Below are 15,030 nucleotides of genomic sequence, written 5' to 3'. Positions count from 1 at the left end.
GCTCAGCCGTCGATGGTCACGATGACCGGCGCGTGATCGCTGGGGCGCTCGTTCTTGCGTGGCAGCTTGTCGATCTCGCACGCTGTGACGCGCCCCTTGAGCGCCTCGCTCACGAGGATGTGGTCGATGCGCAGCCCCTGGTTCTTGCGGAAGGCCAGGTTGCGGTAGTCCCACCAGCTCCAGCTCTTGGGAGGCTGTTCGAACAACCGGAAAGCATCGGTCAGGCCCAGGTCCAGCAGCTGCCGGAAGTGCTCCCGCTCCTCAGGCGTGCAGTGGATCTGCCCGGCCCAGGCCACGGGGTCGTAGACGTCGCGGTCTTCCGGCGCGATGTTGAAGTCGCCCATCAGCACAAGCTGCTGGTGGGTCTTCAGTTCGTCGGTGAGCCAGCTGCGCAGGCCAGTCAGCCAGTTCATCTTGTAGGCGAACTTGTCGCTGCCCGGCGCCTGGCCGTTGGGAAAGTAGGCGCCGATGACGCGTACGCCGCCCACCGTGCCGGCGATGACACGTGCCTGCTCATCGGCAAAGCCGGTAATGTTTTTGACGACGTCGCCTGCAGGCTCGCGGCTGATCAACGCGACGCCGTTGTAGGTCTTCTGGCCGAACCACTGCACCTGGTAGCCGGCCTCGCCGATTTCCAGCGTCGGGAACTTGTCGTCAGTCAGCTTGGTTTCCTGCAGCACCAGCGCGTCCACGGGGTGGGCGGCCAGCCACTCCAGAACCTGAGGCAGGCGGATGGCGAGGGAGTTAACGTTCCAAGTGGCGAGTTTCAAAGCAGTCCTAAGTTACTGTTTCTATTTAACTTTATTTCCTATAGTCTGGTCGGTGCCCCCACGCATACCCCCAGTTTTTCCGCTGCGAACCCAGGCGATGGCGCTGGGCGGCAATCTGTTGTCACCATCCTACAAGCGGTCGTCGGCACGCGTTCATGTATGCGCGGGCAGAGCGTCATGCAGCCCCCAGCGCCGCCGCGTTCACCTTGAGCGCAAGTGCCTGGCAACGCTGCAGCAGGACGTCGAAGGGTTCGGCGTCGTCCAAGAGCAGGCCGTCCTCGACCATGCGCTGGTAGTCCTCGGCCAGCGTCTTCCGCGTGTCGCCGCTGGGTGCCAGATCCAGTGCGCCGGTGACTGCTGCGCGGTAGTCGACGGGCGCACCGTCTGGCATCGATTCGGCGAAGAAGATGCTCTTGTGCTCTGCCACTGCGAACGCCAGCGCGCGGTCCCTCGCGGCGCTGTCGGCGAAGCCGGCAGCGTCGAGCCGCCTCACGTCGTGCCAGTGGCGCGCGTAGCGATCACCGCCTCGAAAGCTGCCTTGGGCGCAGAAGACATGGATGGCAGTGGCCTTCTCCCAGAACGTGCGCTCGGGGCGCATGACCTAGGGTTTGGCTGACGGAAAGCTCACGTCCGGCAAGTGCGGCGCGGCGTCGCACGCGACTGGTCGCAGCTCGTTGGGCTCGTCCGTCGATCGCGCGCCGAACTCGAGCAGGACCGAGGGCCGGACATAGCCCGTGCCTTCGCCGAAGGTCTCGTAGTCGATGAATATCTGCCCGCCTTCTGCGCGGGCCTTCGCCGGTAGCCCCCGCTCGGCGAGTGCCTTGGCAAGATCGGGCGCCAGCTTGCCGCTGACGAGTTCGGCCAGGCGCTGCCGGATCGCCTTGGTCCACTTCTTCTCCTGGCTGCGTGACGTGGGCCAGGGGGAGTCGGCCTTTTCGATCAGGTCCGGAGCGATGGCACGTATGTCGTAGGTGAGGTCCACATCTTCGGAGAAGCGCTCGATCACGCCATAGCCGAAGGCCAGCTCGAACTCGATCTGGAGGATGACACGCCGGCCAGAGACCGAACCGCCTCATGCAGGCAGTCGATGTCGTCAATGACCGGTTCGGCAAGGGGACGCTGCGCATCGGCTTGGCTAAGCCGCGTCGCGCACCACAGGGGGACTGGGAAACCAAGCTGGAGCGGCGCACACCTGCCTACACCACCGAGTGGAAGGCCATGCCGGTGGTCCGATGCTGATGAGCGCCAGAATCTCCACGCCGCCGGCACAAGGATCGGCGCGCTCAGGGGAGATAGATGACAAAGCAGACCGAGCAGATGCTGCTCATGGGGCTGGTGGCATCACTGGCGATCATCCTGTGGGTCGGCGCCGCGGTGCTCAAGGGCGGGCGCCGGCGCAGGGCGCTCGGGGACATCCGGGCGAGGAAATTGCTCACCGACAGAGAGCAGCCGATGTTTCACCGGCTGCAGCAGGCTTTCCCTGAGTACGTCGTGCTGACCCAGGTCGCCTTTTCCGCATTGATCACTGCCAAGGACATGCCCACCCGCGCCACCTTCAACCGCAAGGTGGCGGACTTCGTGCTGACGAACAAGGCCTTCGAGGTCGTGGCGGTTATCGAACTCGACGACGCGAGCCACCGCGGCCGCGAGAAACACGACAGCCGGCGCGACTTGCTGCTGGAACGCGCCGGCTATCGGGTGCTGCGTTTCAAGCACGTGCCGGACGTGGACGCGGTCCAGCGGGCTGTGCGGCCGCCGATTGCCGTAGACCCCAAACCGACGAGTCCGTCTTGAACCCCATCGTGCGGCGTGCACTCGAGCTCGCCAAGAAACACCCTGACTGGACCGGCCTGCAGGTGCTGGACGTGGCGATGGACGGCCATGTCGAGACCCATCCGGACTTCGAAGTGGCACCAGGTGTCAATGGCTCTCGCGGATGACCTCGGCAGAACTCACCGACGGCGTGCCCAGCACCTCGTCCATCATGTCCTTGATGGCCTTCAGGCGCTGGGTCGGCGTTTTGGCTGGTGTCGTCGATGAGCTGGCGCATCTCAACCATCGATTGCCGAAACATCGTGGACTGCGCGGCCTGCTTGGCCTGCACCTTCTTTTTGCCAGCGCGCACCAGATCGTCAACACGTCGGTTGAAACGGAAGACCTGCTCGTCGCTGAGCTCAGCCAACGTGTACTTGAGAAAGCACACGAGCTCGATGGCCAGCGTGTCCTCGACGCGACGAGCTGACTCAGATGGCGGCCGGTGCACGATCTGCAGCGCATAGGCCCGAATGCGGTTGATGGACAGCGCACTGAGGTCCCAGCTGTCCGCGCCCAGTTCTTTCAGGTAGTCGATGCGTGCGGACACCTGAGGGATGTTCTTGACGTTGTGCTTGCCAGCGGACTGGCGCAGCCATTCCAGCACCGTGACGTTGGGGACCACGCTCTCTTCGAACATGACCTTCAGGATCATCTTGAGCCGCTGCTGCGATACGGCCCACGGACGGTGCTGAGTGCCATGTCCTCGACCTGCTTGAAGGCCTCGTGCGCCAGGTCGCGCAGGGCGCGTTTGCCGGAATAACACGCTGCTGGTCGTAGAGCCATTGCTCGGCCGGCGTGTACAGCCCGTCGACGGAAGCTGCGTCGATTGGCCGCGCCGCAAGCATCTTGGAAAGTTCTGCGAGGAGCGAGTCGTCGACCGGCTGGAAGCCGGCGATCGCCCGGGCCACTTCACGGTGTCGCCGCAGGATGTGTTCGCTGTCGTAGATCGTCTTGAGAGCCGCGATGCTCGGCGCGACGCGGTAGACGTTGAGTTCCGCGCACAGGAACTTCAGAAGGGCAGGCGGAAGGGCGGTGGTTTTCTCAGGCTGCTTGCCCGTGCTTGCCAGGCTCACCACTTGGACGGCGAGCGCCAGAAGGTTCTGCTCTTGACGCCCGCTGGCGGCGCGAATTTGATCGATCTGGTCCTTGGAGAGCGGACAGTACTGCCGGACATCGTCAGCCGACATCTCTCTCGGCAACGACGCGCGACCCACACACCGATACCGTAGTCCGGATACCCAGCGCTCCCAGGAGGGAAGGAGGCGCGCACTATAGAGCGGCAGGCTATAAGTCGTTGTTTGTCATAGCCTTTTTGCCTATGACCGCGGGGGCTGCACGCAAACTGAGACTACCCCTTCTTGGCGTGAGGGCCGGACCGCATTGTGACGGGCGCCTCGGTTGGCCCGGCGCCGGTGGCCACGGTCACGCACCGGTCTCTGCAGACGTGTCGCAGTCTAGGCAGTTCTCGATGGGCGGGGAAGGCAGGTCCAACGCGGTGTCGAGCTGCCGGAGCGCGGTGCGCAAGCCTTCCTCGACGACCGGGTGATAGAACGGGCTGTCGAGCATCTGCTGCACGGTGTCGCCGCGCTGCACGCTCCAGGCCAGCAGATGGCCCAGATGCTCCGCGGCCGGACCAATCATTTCCGCGCCCAGGAGTCTCCCGGAGTGACGTTCGGCGTAGACATGCAGGCCGCCCCGGTTGGCGAGCATGACGCGACTGCGCCCTTGGTCTGCAAAGCTGACGCGACCGGTGTCGAAGGCCGCGCCGGCCTGCGTCAGTTCCGCATGGCTGGCGCCGGCGATGGCGATCTGCGGGTCACTGAACACGATGGCCAATGGTGAGCGCCGCGGGCGGTGATGAACGTGAGGAAATCGAGCAGCGTTGTCTCCCGCGATGCGGCCGGTGTCCGCTGCCTCATGCAGCAGCGGCCGGTCGTCCGTCGCGTCACCAGCCACAAACAGCGGGCCGGAGCCCCACTGCGTCGTATGGCGGTCGACCAGCGGATGACCCCGGTCGTCCCGCGGGAGTGGCAGGGCATCGAGTCCCAGGTCATCGATATTGGGTTGACGTCCTGCGGCGCAAAGCAACAGGTCGAAATGCTCGCCGCCGATCAAGACCTGATCACCGTCCAGCGTTGGTTCGAGGTCCGCGGCATTCAGCGCCAGCGGCAGTTCTTCCGCAAAGAGGCGCTGCGCCAGTGATTGCAATTCCGGGTCTGTCAGCGGGCCGACGCGAGACCCGCGGGCGAAAAGGCGCACTCGCACGCCCAGCCGATGCAGCGCCAGCGCTAGTTCCAGGCCGATGACCCCGGCACCCACGACCGCCACCGAGCGCGGCAGGTCCACCCAGTCGAAGACGTCATCGTTGACGATGAGACGCGCGCCCAGCCGCTCTTGCCAGCGGGGCGGAATTCGCGGTCGGGATCCTGTAGCGATGACGACCGCCCTGGCTTGCACCCGCTGGCCCTCGACATCCAGCAAGCCGGCGCTGACAAAGCGGGCCCGGCCCATCAGGCGGGTTGCTTCCGGCCAGTCGTGCACGGTCTCAAGCACGAAGCCCACGAAGCGATCCCGCTCGGCGCGCACGCGCTGCATGACGGCGGGGCCGTCGATTCGCGGTGCGCCGCCGACCACTCCGAAGCGAGGCGCCTCACGCACCGCCTGTGCGGCGTCAGCTGCTGCGATGAGCAACTTGCTGGGCATGCAGCCGACGCGCGCGCACGTGGTGCCGAAATGTGCCGATTCGATGAGCAGTACTTGATCGGTGTGTGCCCGTGCGGCCCGATAGGCCGCCATGCCAGCCGTGCCGGCGCCGATGATGGCGACATCGCAGAAAAGGGTCATGTGTGCTGCGCGAGGTTGGGTGATGTAGGGAATACGGCGTATGGCCCGCATTCATAAGTACTTGACTTTACTGAGGCAACGTAGGGGCCGCGGCCAGCGGTCGTACCACCAGCCGGGAAGCGCATCCCGTCACGGAACGACAGCGTGCAGCGAGATCCGCCATCCGACGTCGGCGTGAAGCAGCGCAGACCACGGTTTAGCCAGCGGTCGTGTTGTTCTCGGATGCGATGCACGGCCGATCAGTGGCGATCGTTGCTGGCGGTCACTTTCGCGTTGCACCGGCGTGTCGCCTGCGGCAATCCCCTCGGCTCATCGCCAGTCCAGTAGCGTGAACTGCGGCGCCAGCAAGGGGCCGGATTTCGTCGTCTCACTGCTCTTTTGCAGATCGAGCAGTTGCCGCTCGCGGCCCGGATTGGCGATCGCCGACAGGTTCGATTCGATGACCTGCCCCAGCACCGGCGGGAACTGGAGTGTGGCGAGCTTGCGGCCACGGTACATCAGACCCTGCACGTTGGCCGCTGCCCACGGGATGTAGCCGATGGCGGTCTGCGTTGCGCGGGCCAGGGTCGCGTCGTCGGGCATGAGGGCTTCGACGGCCTTGGGCTGGGGCGACTCGCCGCGCTGCGCGGCATAGACCTGCTGGCGCGAGGTGAACACCGCGAGCGAGGCGATGCGCTGCGTGTCCGGCGCCTTGGAGAGCCCCGCGTCGCCGAAGGTGCGCCAGCTCATGCCGGCGGCGTTGGTCACGTCGAAGCCTTCCTGGTTGAGGCGGTCGTGGATGTTCTTCAACAGGAGCTGGTCGGCATTGCCGCTGGCCGAGACGACGGCGGCGTAGCCCTGCACTTCGGGGCTGGAGGTGCGCAGCGGGTTCGTGGCCAGGTGCAGCTGGATCGCGGCGAGCAGCTCGTTCTTCTTGAACAGGTGGCCCGCGGCATAGGCATCGGTGAGGAAGTGGCCGCCTGCGGCGTCGGTCAACAGCGCATGATTGAGCGCGCCTTCGCTCGTGCCTGCGGCCTTCGCCTCTGCGAGCGCCTGCTCGTGCAGGCGGCGCCATTCCGCGCGGTTCTTCGGCGCGAAGTGGGCGTCGTTGGACTTGGCCATCGTCAGGTATCTGCCCTGGGTGATGGACTCGTAGGTCTTGTTCGAATCGTCCAGCTCGCCGCGGCGTTCCTGGCCGATGGCCAACAGCAACTGATCGATCTCGTTGCCCTTTTTCTCGTCGCCCTTGGCGACCTCCTGCTTTGCAGCGGCGGCGATGGCATCGGGCCCGTCGTAGAGGTCGCCGGAGAGGGCAATGATTTCGCCGGGTGACAGGCCGACCTTTTGCAGGTGACCGTTTCGCATGCGCGTGCCTGCGGTGATGCGACCGCCTGCCTGCGTCAACGGGTCCCCCTCGATCTGCCTGGCGAGGGAGGCGGCATCGAGCCCGCGCTTGGCGGCCCAGGCCTTGCCTTCTTCCGTATTCAGGAAGGCGAGCAGGTCCTGCAGCGCACTGTCGCCGAGGTCTTCGTGCTCGGGGCTCTCGAAGTGGTGGACGAGACCAGCCGCGCCCGGATGCACCGCCGCCTGTACCGCATGCGCCACCTCGTGCGCCAGCACATGCGGCGTTGGCAGCGCGCCGCTGCCGGCATGCACGATGTGGCTGCCGCCCGTGAAGGCCAGTGCACCGCGGGCATGAGCTTGGCCGCGCTCGGCCGGCGCGCTGTGCAGGCGCACGGCGGCGAGGTTCCAGCCATAGGCCGATTCGAGCTGGCGGCGCGCCGCGCCCGGCAGTGGTTGGCCGGCGGAGCGCACGCCTGGTGGCGCGGCGGTGGTGGGCAGGGGACGCAAGGCGCCCCAGGTGGCAGAAGCGGACGCGCGCATCGCCTGATGCGCGACGCGCTCAGCCTCGGCCTCGTTCTGTCGCACGGCGCTCGACCCAGTGATTGCTGCGCCGCAGCAGCGGGCGCAGCCACCGCCGCACGGGCAGCCTCCGCGCGATCTCGAGGGCTCCGGCGCCGGCTTGCGATGTGGTGATTCGGTTGCGGGTGTCGAGGGGCTCGTCGGCGAGCGGGCAGCGGTCTTCCTCATGGCTTCGGAATCAGGATGCGCTGGCCGGTCACGAGCGTCGGCCACTCGCGGGTGATCGGGTCCAGCGGAATGTCGGGGTTGGCCTGCGCCAACGCAGCCACTGAGACCCCATGCTGCGTGGCGATCTGCTCTCGCGTCTCGGTCACACTCTCCGCCGCATGGGTGCGCGGGAAGATGGTGTTGCTCGTCACCACGATGTGCTCGGTGCAGCCGGCGAGGACAGCCGTGGCCGGCAACGGCGGGGCGATGCCAGGGTTGTCCGCCTCGATGGTGGCTCGAGGGACGTTGGTGCGCAGCGCCAGTTCGTTCAGTCCGGTGATGCCGGCGGGGATGTGGACGGTAGGCGCCACGCCTGCTGCGGGCAGGCCGCCCAACGGGTCGCCGTGAGCATCGAGCCCGAGGTATTCGACGTGGCCCTGGAAGTACACGGCGCGCACGCCGGGCTCACCAATGCCGGCATGCAAAGTGCCCCCCGGAGGCGTGCCGCCATCACGGATGCGCTCGGCCGCGGCGCGGTGCTCGGCGTACTGCGTGGGCGTCACGGCGTCGGTGATCAGCGAAGCGTCCGGCGTGGGCGTGGTGACTTGGCCCTCCACGACGCGGCGCAGCGGCTCGTTCGTGCCGGCGCGTACGCCGGCCAGCAGGCCCGTGTTCAGCGTGGCGATAGTGAACATCTCGGTGAAGCCTTCCTTCAGCGCGCCGCGGCCCTTGTCAGCCGCATCGAAGGCGGGATGTGCGCGCAGGTGCAGGCTTTCGTGCGTTGCGGTCTTGAAGAGGTTCCAGCGCTGGAACAGCTCAGCGCGGTTGGCATTGGGGCCAGGGTCGAACGCCGATTGCAGCGTGATGCCCAGCTGCCCGCGTTCGCTCCATTGGGCCAGGCGGTAGTCGATGAGCTGCCGTCGGTTGCCGGGTGCGGGAAGCGTGCGGGCGGCGGCGTAGGCGAGCGCGACATCGCTGCGGAACTGCTGGGCGCCAGGGTCTTGCGTGGCGTAGTGGTGGCGGGCCAGCACGGTGGTCGCAAAGTCGCGCGAACCGGCAGCACCAGCCGCGCCCGGCACGTCGTTTTCGAACAGCCACCAGGCCACGCTGGGCGCGAGGTCGGGCGTGGCCGTGGCCGCTTGGCGGTCCGCGGCGCTGTAGGGGTCGAAGATGTTGGGATCGACCGTCGGGGCCGCGTGGCGGGCAGCACGGTTGTAGCCCTGGGCGGCGGTCGACGCCGAGGCGTCCATCGAGACCCCGTAGCGGCTCTCCAGCACCGATTGCGCCTGGTTGGCGATGTCGACCACGCCGGTGTTTGCCGCGGCGCCGGCCGCAACCGAGGGCGTAGTGAAGGGCACGCGGGGCCGCGCCAGCTGGGCGACGACGGTCGGGCGGAAGAAGGTCAGATAGGCGTCGTAGGCGGTGAACAGCTCGGCGGTCATGGCCTGGCGGGCGGCCGCGGCGCGGGCGATCTCGACCGGCGTGGCGTTCTGCGGCACGCCGTCCCAGGGCACACGCGGCGGCGGTGGCGGAATGACAGGCGGCGTGCCTGGCGGGCTGCCCGGCGGCACCACGGGCGGCGCCACCGGCGCAGGCCGGCTGCTCGGGTCGAGCTCATAACCGATCTCGCGCGCCAGGTCGGCATCGGGCACCGTCGTGACGTTGCCCGCCGCGTCGGCCCGCTGGTCAGCTCCGTGTACCTGCGAGAGGCCGGGGTCCGGCCCCGGCAGACTCACGGTCGCGCGGCGGTTGCCTGGCAGCGTCGCGCTGGCGGCATTGCTCTCGCCGTGCGCGAATGCATCGATGCGCTCGGCCGGCACGCCAGGGCTGCCGTCGATGGGGTTCGTCAGTTCGGCCACCACCGCCTGCGCGCGCTGGCAGGAGAGAGTCCAGTTGAAGTCGCACGGCCCCTCGGCGCTGGCATAGCCGTCCACCCGCACCACACCGCTGGCGCCTTGCGCATGCCAGGTGGCGGCGAGGGCGTCGATGGCCGTGCGCCAGGCGCGCGTGAGCGTGGCCGAGTTCTGTGGATAGGTGAAGGACCGACTGATGGTGGCCGGCTCGGTGCCGAGCGTCTGGCAGGCTATGCCGGCAGGCGCCGCGCAGCCCTCGGGGTCGGGCACCCGTTGCACCGGGCCCGTGACCGGCGTGCGGATGGCACCGGGTGCAGATCTGCCTAGCGGGCGCGCCTGCACCACGCGGCGCGCCTGGGCATCGGCCTCGCGCTCCAGCGCTGGCTCCGCGTTGATCTGCCCGGGCATGCCGGCGACGCGGCCTTGCCGTTGCTGCTGCACATGTGCCAGCTCATGTGCGATCAGCTCGCGCCCGGCTGCCGAATGCGGCGCCCAGCGGCCGGGCGCAACGTGCACCTCTCGGCCCTGGGTGAAGGCCAGCGCGCCGAGTGCTGCCGCACGGCGCGAATCCCGGTGCAGGCGGATGTCGGAGAAGTCGGTGCCGAAGTCCGACTCCATCGGGCGCAATACGTTCTCCGGCCAGCTGGACGCAGCGGTGGCGCAGCGTGGGCAGCCGCCGCCGCAGGCGCACGCCCCTGGCGCTGCCGTGGCCCGTGACGCGGGCTTGCGGCCGGGCGCAGCCTCGCGCGGAGTCGCCGTACCGGCGCGCGGCGGGCCGGCCTTTCGGGTGGCGTGGGCGGCTTTGGCCATGGCGCGAACGCGGCGGCTACTTGGCGCGCCGGCCCTTCTTCAGCGCCGGGCGGGGCTGCGGGGCACGGTCTTTCAACAGCGCCGTTGCCAGCGTCAGCACGCGCTTGGCCACGTCAGCGTTGCCGAAGATCTTGGCCAGCTTGTCCTGACCGGCCTCGACGATGCCTTCCACGTCCACGATGCCGCCCGCGCGGAGCTGCTTGCGCTGCTCGTCGCCGATGTCCAGCTTCTCCAGCGCGGTCCGGATCTGCGGGGATGGCGGGGGAGACGGCGGCGTGGGTGTGGGCGTCGGGGATGGTGTGGGTGTGGGTGTGGGTGTGGGTGTGGGTGTGGGTGTGGGTGTGGGTGTGGGTGTCGGGGATGGCGTGGGTGCCGGAGACGGCGGCGGCGGCGGCGGTGTTCCCGTACCGTAGATCACCGTTCCATCGAGCACCACCGAGCGTGGCACGATGCGCAGCGGCAGGGTCAATGTGATCTGCACGTCGGCGCCGGGCGAGACCGTCACGGGGGCGGGCCCGAGCAGCACTTCCTTCGCATTGGCATCCAGCACGCGCGGCCGGAGCTTGCCGAGCTGCTGCAACTGCGCCGTGGTGTTGGCATCGAAGGCGATGGCGAAGCCACCGGTGGCATCCGTCCGCCCGACCATCATTGAGCCCGCGGCACCGGGTGTGCTGACGACTAGCTCGACCGAGTAACCGCCCAAGCCCTGGCCTTTGGAGTTGACGAGGCGCCCGCTGAGGGTACTGCCGCCGTCCGGCCGTGTGGGCGTAGCGGCGGCAACGGCTTCAGCGCCCGTGGCGAGCAGCGACTGCGCGCCGACTGCGGCCTCGACGCGCGCCTTCAGCGCCACCGTCGTCGGATGCCCAGCGCCCAGCTTCGCTTCCATCCGCTTCGCTTCGAGCTGGTAGCGCTGCGTCATCGCCACCTGGGTGGTGTTGACCTGCACCATGCCGTTGCCGGCGTAGCGTTTACTGAGCGTGGCGACCTCGTCCGCTTCGAAGGCATCAGCGGCGACGGTGCCGCCGAGGTCCGCGGCATAGGCGTTGAGCGCCGGCGCGGCGAAGACGCCAATCGGCTGGTTCGCCCCCGCCGCGTTGCGGCAGAAGGTCGAGTCGAACACGTGGTTCGGCACGTCCACCGTGCGCGGCACATGCGTGGAGCTGCTGGCCGGCAGGGCGAAGATGCAATGGTCGGCCTGGTTCTGGGACGTGATGTTGGCCCGCATTGCCAGACTCAGCATCGAGAGCGTGCGCGTCGCAGCCTCGCGCAGCCGGCCGCCGGTGACACGCAGCGTGTCGGCCACCAGCGCGGTGTTCAGGAAGAACGGGTCGGCGCAGTAGGCGGCGCTGGTGTTGCTGGAGTAGCCTAGGTCGTCCAGGCACAGCAGCGCCTGAGCCATCATCGAGCGGTTGACCGCGTCCACCCGTACGAAGTTGTCGTCGTAGATCGTCTCGCCACCGGGCAGGGCGGTCTCGGCGCGGTTGACGAAGCTGCGGTCGTTGTCGATCTTGCCGCCGGCCAGGCGGGCGATCAGCCGGTGGATGCCACCGAGGTTGAGCAGCAGCACGCCGCCGATGGCGCTGTCGATGATGCCGAAGCGGCCCGTGTAGGCGCTGCTCAGGTGGTTGGACACGACCGACACCGGCCCGAAGGCGAAGGCCGTCAAAGCGCGTCCTGCGGGCTGGTCGACCCGGTTGTCGTGCAGGCGTAGCGCCGCCTTGCGGCCGGTGGACGTGGAGAGCTGGTTCGTCAGCGCGCCGCTGAAGCGTACGTAGATGCCGCCGCGCAGGCCGCCGCGGCGGCGTTGTTCGTAGTCCGCCGTGATGGCACCGTTGGCCGCGACCACGTTGCCGCCGATGTCGACGTCATTGCCCCAGCCGATGAAGATGCCGCAGGCCGGGTCGATCGCGTTGACGCCGTTGTCCTCGATGTGGTTGTCGCTGATGGCTGCGCCGTCCACGATGGCCAGCGAAATCCCGCCGCGCCCGATCTGCTGCGCCTGTGCGAGCATGTCCTCAGTGAAGGGCGTACGCAGGTTGTGCACGAGGCGGTTGCAGCGGATCTCCAGGTCGCGCACCGGGTGCGTGGCGCGCAGCAACGGCGTCAGCGCCAGCGCGCCAAGCGCGTTGTCGACTAGCGTGATCAGGTTGGACTTTGCATCGTTCATGCTCAGCGTGGCGCCTGCCGCGGAGGTGAGCGATGCGTTGGCCCGCAGCGCAAAGCCGATGCCCGAGAGCCCCATTTGCTCGACAACGTTGCCCTCGATCGAGATCGTGTGCAGGAAAGCCTGCGTCTTGCCAATGCGCGCGGCTGCGCGCGGCACCACGGTCACGGCATGGCTGAGCACGCCCTGGTCGCGCGCTTCCTTGACGCTCACGATGCGCCAGCTCGGGGCCACCGTCAGCAGTGCACGGCCGGGTGCGGCCTTGACGCTGGCCATACCGTCTGCGTCGGTGCGGTCGCTGAAGATGGTGCCCGCCGCCGTGCGCGGCTTGCTGGCGGCGTTGGTGGAGAGCTGCGTGTCCGACGCTTCGAGATACACATCCACATCGGGCTGCGGCACACCTTGCTCGTCCTGCACGAGGGCGAGGAATAGGCTCGTGGTGTCGACATTGACGGCGACCGGCGCGTCTTCGCCCGCGCCCCCGTCGGCGCGGTTCAGCGCCGCGCGCGTCTGCCCCTCGCTCAGGGCCACGTTCAGCAGGATGGGGGGCGGTGGGAGCGGCGGATCGAGGTCGCCGCCGAGGACGATGCCGTTGCCCGCACCGCCCACCACGTGGTTCTCCAGCAGCCGCACGCGCTCGCAGCCGGCCCGCAGGTGGATGCCGCCCAGCGCCCGGTACGGTGGCTGCGGCAGCAGTAGCGTGGCCAGGCCTAGGCTCCACACCCTGTGCAGGTACTCCAACACCAGCCTCGGGAAGCGGTACAGGATGGTCGGCCGTGCGCAAGGGTCGGCCGGGTCGCGGGTCGGATCGTCGTCCGGCTGGCCGGGGTCGTTGGGCCGCTCGACGAACGGGAGCAGGACCAGCGTGTTGCGCTCGACCAGGCTGTCGTCCGCGGCGAGCGAGACGGTGGTCAGCCCGGCGATGGTGTCCAGCAGGTGCAGCCGGTTGTCGTGGATGTGCAGCTCGGCCGCGTCGTCCGCGCGGATGCAGTGCACGCGCGCCACCATGCGCAGCTGGTTCAGCTCGATCTCCTTGCAACTGCCGTCGCGGCGTCCGACGAGCAGGATGCCGATCCCGTCGTAGGTCGCCATGTCCAGTCCGTGCACGTGGATGCCCGTGCAGTCGGTGAACTGCAGCAGCGGGTCCGCCGGCGTCGCTTCGCGTGGCAGCACCAGCGTGCGCCGGCCGCAGCCGTGGATGGTCACGTTGACGCGGCCGTCCAGCTTCAGGTTCGTGCGGTGGATACCGGGCAGCAGGCACAACTCGCCGCCGGCCTTCGGCAACTGCGCGGCGGCCTGTTCCAACGAGTTGAAGTCGCCGAAGCTCGAAACGCCATCGCCGATCAGGAAGCTGCAGCACAGCTTCTGGTTGGTGAGCGGGCGAAAGCGCTTGCGGCAGTCTTCGATGGTGCCGCTGATGTCGGTGTTCAGCCGGCCCGTCCATTCAATCTCAGCCAGCGGCACGCGGTGGTAGACGATGCCGGTGGGCGGCGCGTCGTCCACCAGCACGTCGGGGTTGCCGATCTCGCCGGCGCGCAGCGGGAACGTCCAGTAGTCGCCGGGCCGGTAGTTGCCGGGTGTTTCCGCATCGAACACCAGGCGGATGCCGTCACGCAGTTCCACCGGGCTCAGCGCGTTGGTGAAGGCGGCGATGTCTTCGAGCCCATCCCAGAGGCGGAAGAAGACCGGATCGGTCGTTGCCGGCAGCGTGCCGAACACGGCAGGCGCGGCGAGCGTGAGCGAGTTGTCCGCACCGAGCGTCGCGTGGCTGCCGTAGATCACGCGCCATTGGCCGGCGAGTTCGTTGTACTGCAGCGCCTCCAGGTAGAAGCTGGCGAGGCCGCTGTAGAGGATGGCGGGCAGGCCGGCGTCGATCGTGATCGTGGCCGGGTTTACCGTCGCATCGAAGCGACCGCGCCCGCACAGGCCGCCGTTGAAGCGGCTCCACTTGAAGCGCCCGATGCCCGCCGTGTCGGCGATCTCGATGCGGTACAGCGCGTGCTCGAAGCCGGTGTAGCCGCCGCCGCCCACGACGGGGCAGTCGCCACCGAGCGCGACGGTAGGTGTGAGCGTCGCCGTCAGTCGACCCTTCGCGGCCGGGTCATCCAGTAGCTTGCCGCGGATGTTGGTGCAGTCTTCGCCGTCAGCCAGGCGCAGCAGGCGCAGCCGCATGTTGACGTAGGCGCGTTCGCTGGTGTCCGGGCCGCCCAGCGCGGGCTCGAGCAATGCTTGCGGGTACTGGAAGGCATTCAGCGATTCCTCGGAGACTTCCAGGATGACCGCATCGCGCACGCCTTCGCCCAGGCTGTCGACGCCCGGCTGCGGTGAGGCGACCGGTGGGCCGAGGTAGTCCGCCATGCGCTCGACGGCGCCGGAGCCTGTGCCCGCGAGTTGGACCAGGATGCCGTCCGCCCAGGCATGCCCCGGCAGCAGCTTCACGTGCACCGCGCCGCCCGTGACGAACGCAGAGGTCACTTCAAATCCGCTCGCATCGTCCGCCGGCACGGCGCAGACGCCCGCGCCGATGATGTCGCGCCCCGCCTGCACCTGCCAGCCGAGATCGAGCAGCTCGCCTTCGCTGAAGTCCGCATCGGTGCTGACTCGGCCTTGCTGGTGCAGCACACCGTTGACATTGCGCAGCACCCCGAGCGCGGGCGCGCCAACAGGCCGTTCGTTCTCGTGCGGGTCAAACTTGAGGGCAGAGAAATCGCCTTGCATGGCAGGA

Annotated in this window: 10 protein-coding genes and 1 pseudogene; 4 read left to right on the top strand and 7 right to left on the bottom strand. The window is 68.2% G+C overall.

The window, feature by feature from the left end:
* Positions 1 to 2: 2 nt before the first annotated feature.
* Positions 3 to 770, bottom strand: coding sequence for an exodeoxyribonuclease III (gene xth, locus LXT13_RS15525; RefSeq protein WP_233372875.1), 768 nt, complete (start codon positions 768 to 770; stop codon positions 3 to 5).
* 175 nt (positions 771 to 945) lie between these two features.
* A pseudogene (locus LXT13_RS15520) lies at positions 946 to 1,794 on the bottom strand (nucleotidyl transferase AbiEii/AbiGii toxin family protein).
* 50 nt (positions 1,795 to 1,844) lie between these two features.
* On the opposite strand from LXT13_RS15520, the gene LXT13_RS15515 reads away from it, so the two are divergent.
* The 4 genes from LXT13_RS15515 to LXT13_RS15500 are packed head-to-tail and all read left to right on the top strand — an operon-like array spanning position 1,845 to position 3,012.
* Positions 1,845 to 2,009, top strand: a complete 165-nt coding sequence (locus tag LXT13_RS15515) for a DUF4113 domain-containing protein (protein WP_233372874.1) — start codon at positions 1,845 to 1,847, stop codon at positions 2,007 to 2,009.
* Between the two features lie 57 nt (positions 2,010 to 2,066).
* Positions 2,067 to 2,564, top strand: coding sequence for a DUF2726 domain-containing protein (locus LXT13_RS15510; protein ID WP_233372873.1), 498 nt, complete (start codon positions 2,067 to 2,069; stop codon positions 2,562 to 2,564).
* Positions 2,561 to 2,710, top strand: coding sequence for a hypothetical protein (locus LXT13_RS15505; protein ID WP_233372872.1), 150 nt, complete (start codon positions 2,561 to 2,563; stop codon positions 2,708 to 2,710). Before LXT13_RS15510 ends, LXT13_RS15505 begins: the two co-directional genes overlap by 4 nt.
* Complete coding sequence (locus tag LXT13_RS15500) at positions 2,707 to 3,012, top strand: hypothetical protein (protein ID WP_233372871.1); 306 nt, start codon at positions 2,707 to 2,709, stop codon at positions 3,010 to 3,012. The genes LXT13_RS15505 and LXT13_RS15500 overlap by 4 nt, the downstream gene beginning before the upstream one ends.
* Position 3,013: 1 nt before the next feature.
* Here LXT13_RS15500 and LXT13_RS15495 read toward each other — a convergent pair whose 3' ends face one another.
* The 5 genes from LXT13_RS15495 to LXT13_RS15475 form a co-directional block, all read right to left on the bottom strand.
* Positions 3,014 to 3,799, bottom strand: a complete 786-nt coding sequence (locus LXT13_RS15495) for a DUF4158 domain-containing protein (protein ID WP_349254839.1) — start codon at positions 3,797 to 3,799, stop codon at positions 3,014 to 3,016.
* 208 nt (positions 3,800 to 4,007) lie between these two features.
* The gene (locus LXT13_RS15490) at positions 4,008 to 5,429 is read right to left on the bottom strand and encodes a dihydrolipoyl dehydrogenase (RefSeq protein ID WP_233372869.1); all 1,422 of its coding nucleotides are present in this window, start codon (positions 5,427 to 5,429) and stop codon (positions 4,008 to 4,010) included.
* A gap of 309 nt (positions 5,430 to 5,738) precedes the next feature.
* On the bottom strand, positions 5,739 to 7,337 hold the full coding sequence (locus tag LXT13_RS15485) for an eCIS core domain-containing protein (protein ID WP_233372868.1): 1,599 nt from the start codon (positions 7,335 to 7,337) through the stop codon (positions 5,739 to 5,741).
* A 158-nt stretch (positions 7,338 to 7,495) separates the two neighbouring features.
* Complete coding sequence (locus LXT13_RS15480; protein WP_233372867.1) at positions 7,496 to 10,141, bottom strand: eCIS core domain-containing protein; 2,646 nt, start codon at positions 10,139 to 10,141, stop codon at positions 7,496 to 7,498.
* A gap of 16 nt (positions 10,142 to 10,157) precedes the next feature.
* Positions 10,158 to 15,023 (bottom strand): hypothetical protein, encoded by a 4,866-nt coding sequence (locus tag LXT13_RS15475; protein ID WP_233372866.1) that lies wholly within the window; start codon positions 15,021 to 15,023, stop codon positions 10,158 to 10,160.
* Positions 15,024 to 15,030 lie beyond the last annotated feature (7 nt).

This window comes from Pelomonas cellulosilytica, assembly GCF_021353265.1.
GTDB classification, from domain to species: Bacteria; Pseudomonadota; Gammaproteobacteria; order Burkholderiales; family Burkholderiaceae_C; genus Pelomonas; species Pelomonas cellulosilytica.
This window is presented reverse-complemented; position numbering and strand designations above follow the sequence as displayed.

Excerpts from the sequence above, each read along its gene's own strand:
- LXT13_RS15515 (WP_233372874.1), top strand. The coding sequence starts at position 1,845 with ATGCAGGCAGTCGATGTCGTCAATGACCGGTTCGGCAAGGGGACGCTG.
- LXT13_RS15510 (WP_233372873.1), top strand. The coding sequence starts at position 2,067 with ATGACAAAGCAGACCGAGCAGATGCTGCTCATGGGGCTGGTGGCATCA.
- LXT13_RS15500 (WP_233372871.1), top strand. The coding sequence starts at position 2,707 with ATGACCTCGGCAGAACTCACCGACGGCGTGCCCAGCACCTCGTCCATC.
- LXT13_RS15490 (WP_233372869.1), bottom strand. The coding sequence starts at position 5,429 with ATGACCCTTTTCTGCGATGTCGCCATCATCGGCGCCGGCACGGCTGGC.
- LXT13_RS15480 (WP_233372867.1), bottom strand. The coding sequence starts at position 10,141 with ATGGCCAAAGCCGCCCACGCCACCCGAAAGGCCGGCCCGCCGCGCGCC.
- LXT13_RS15475 (WP_233372866.1), bottom strand. The coding sequence starts at position 15,023 with ATGCAAGGCGATTTCTCTGCCCTCAAGTTTGACCCGCACGAGAACGAA.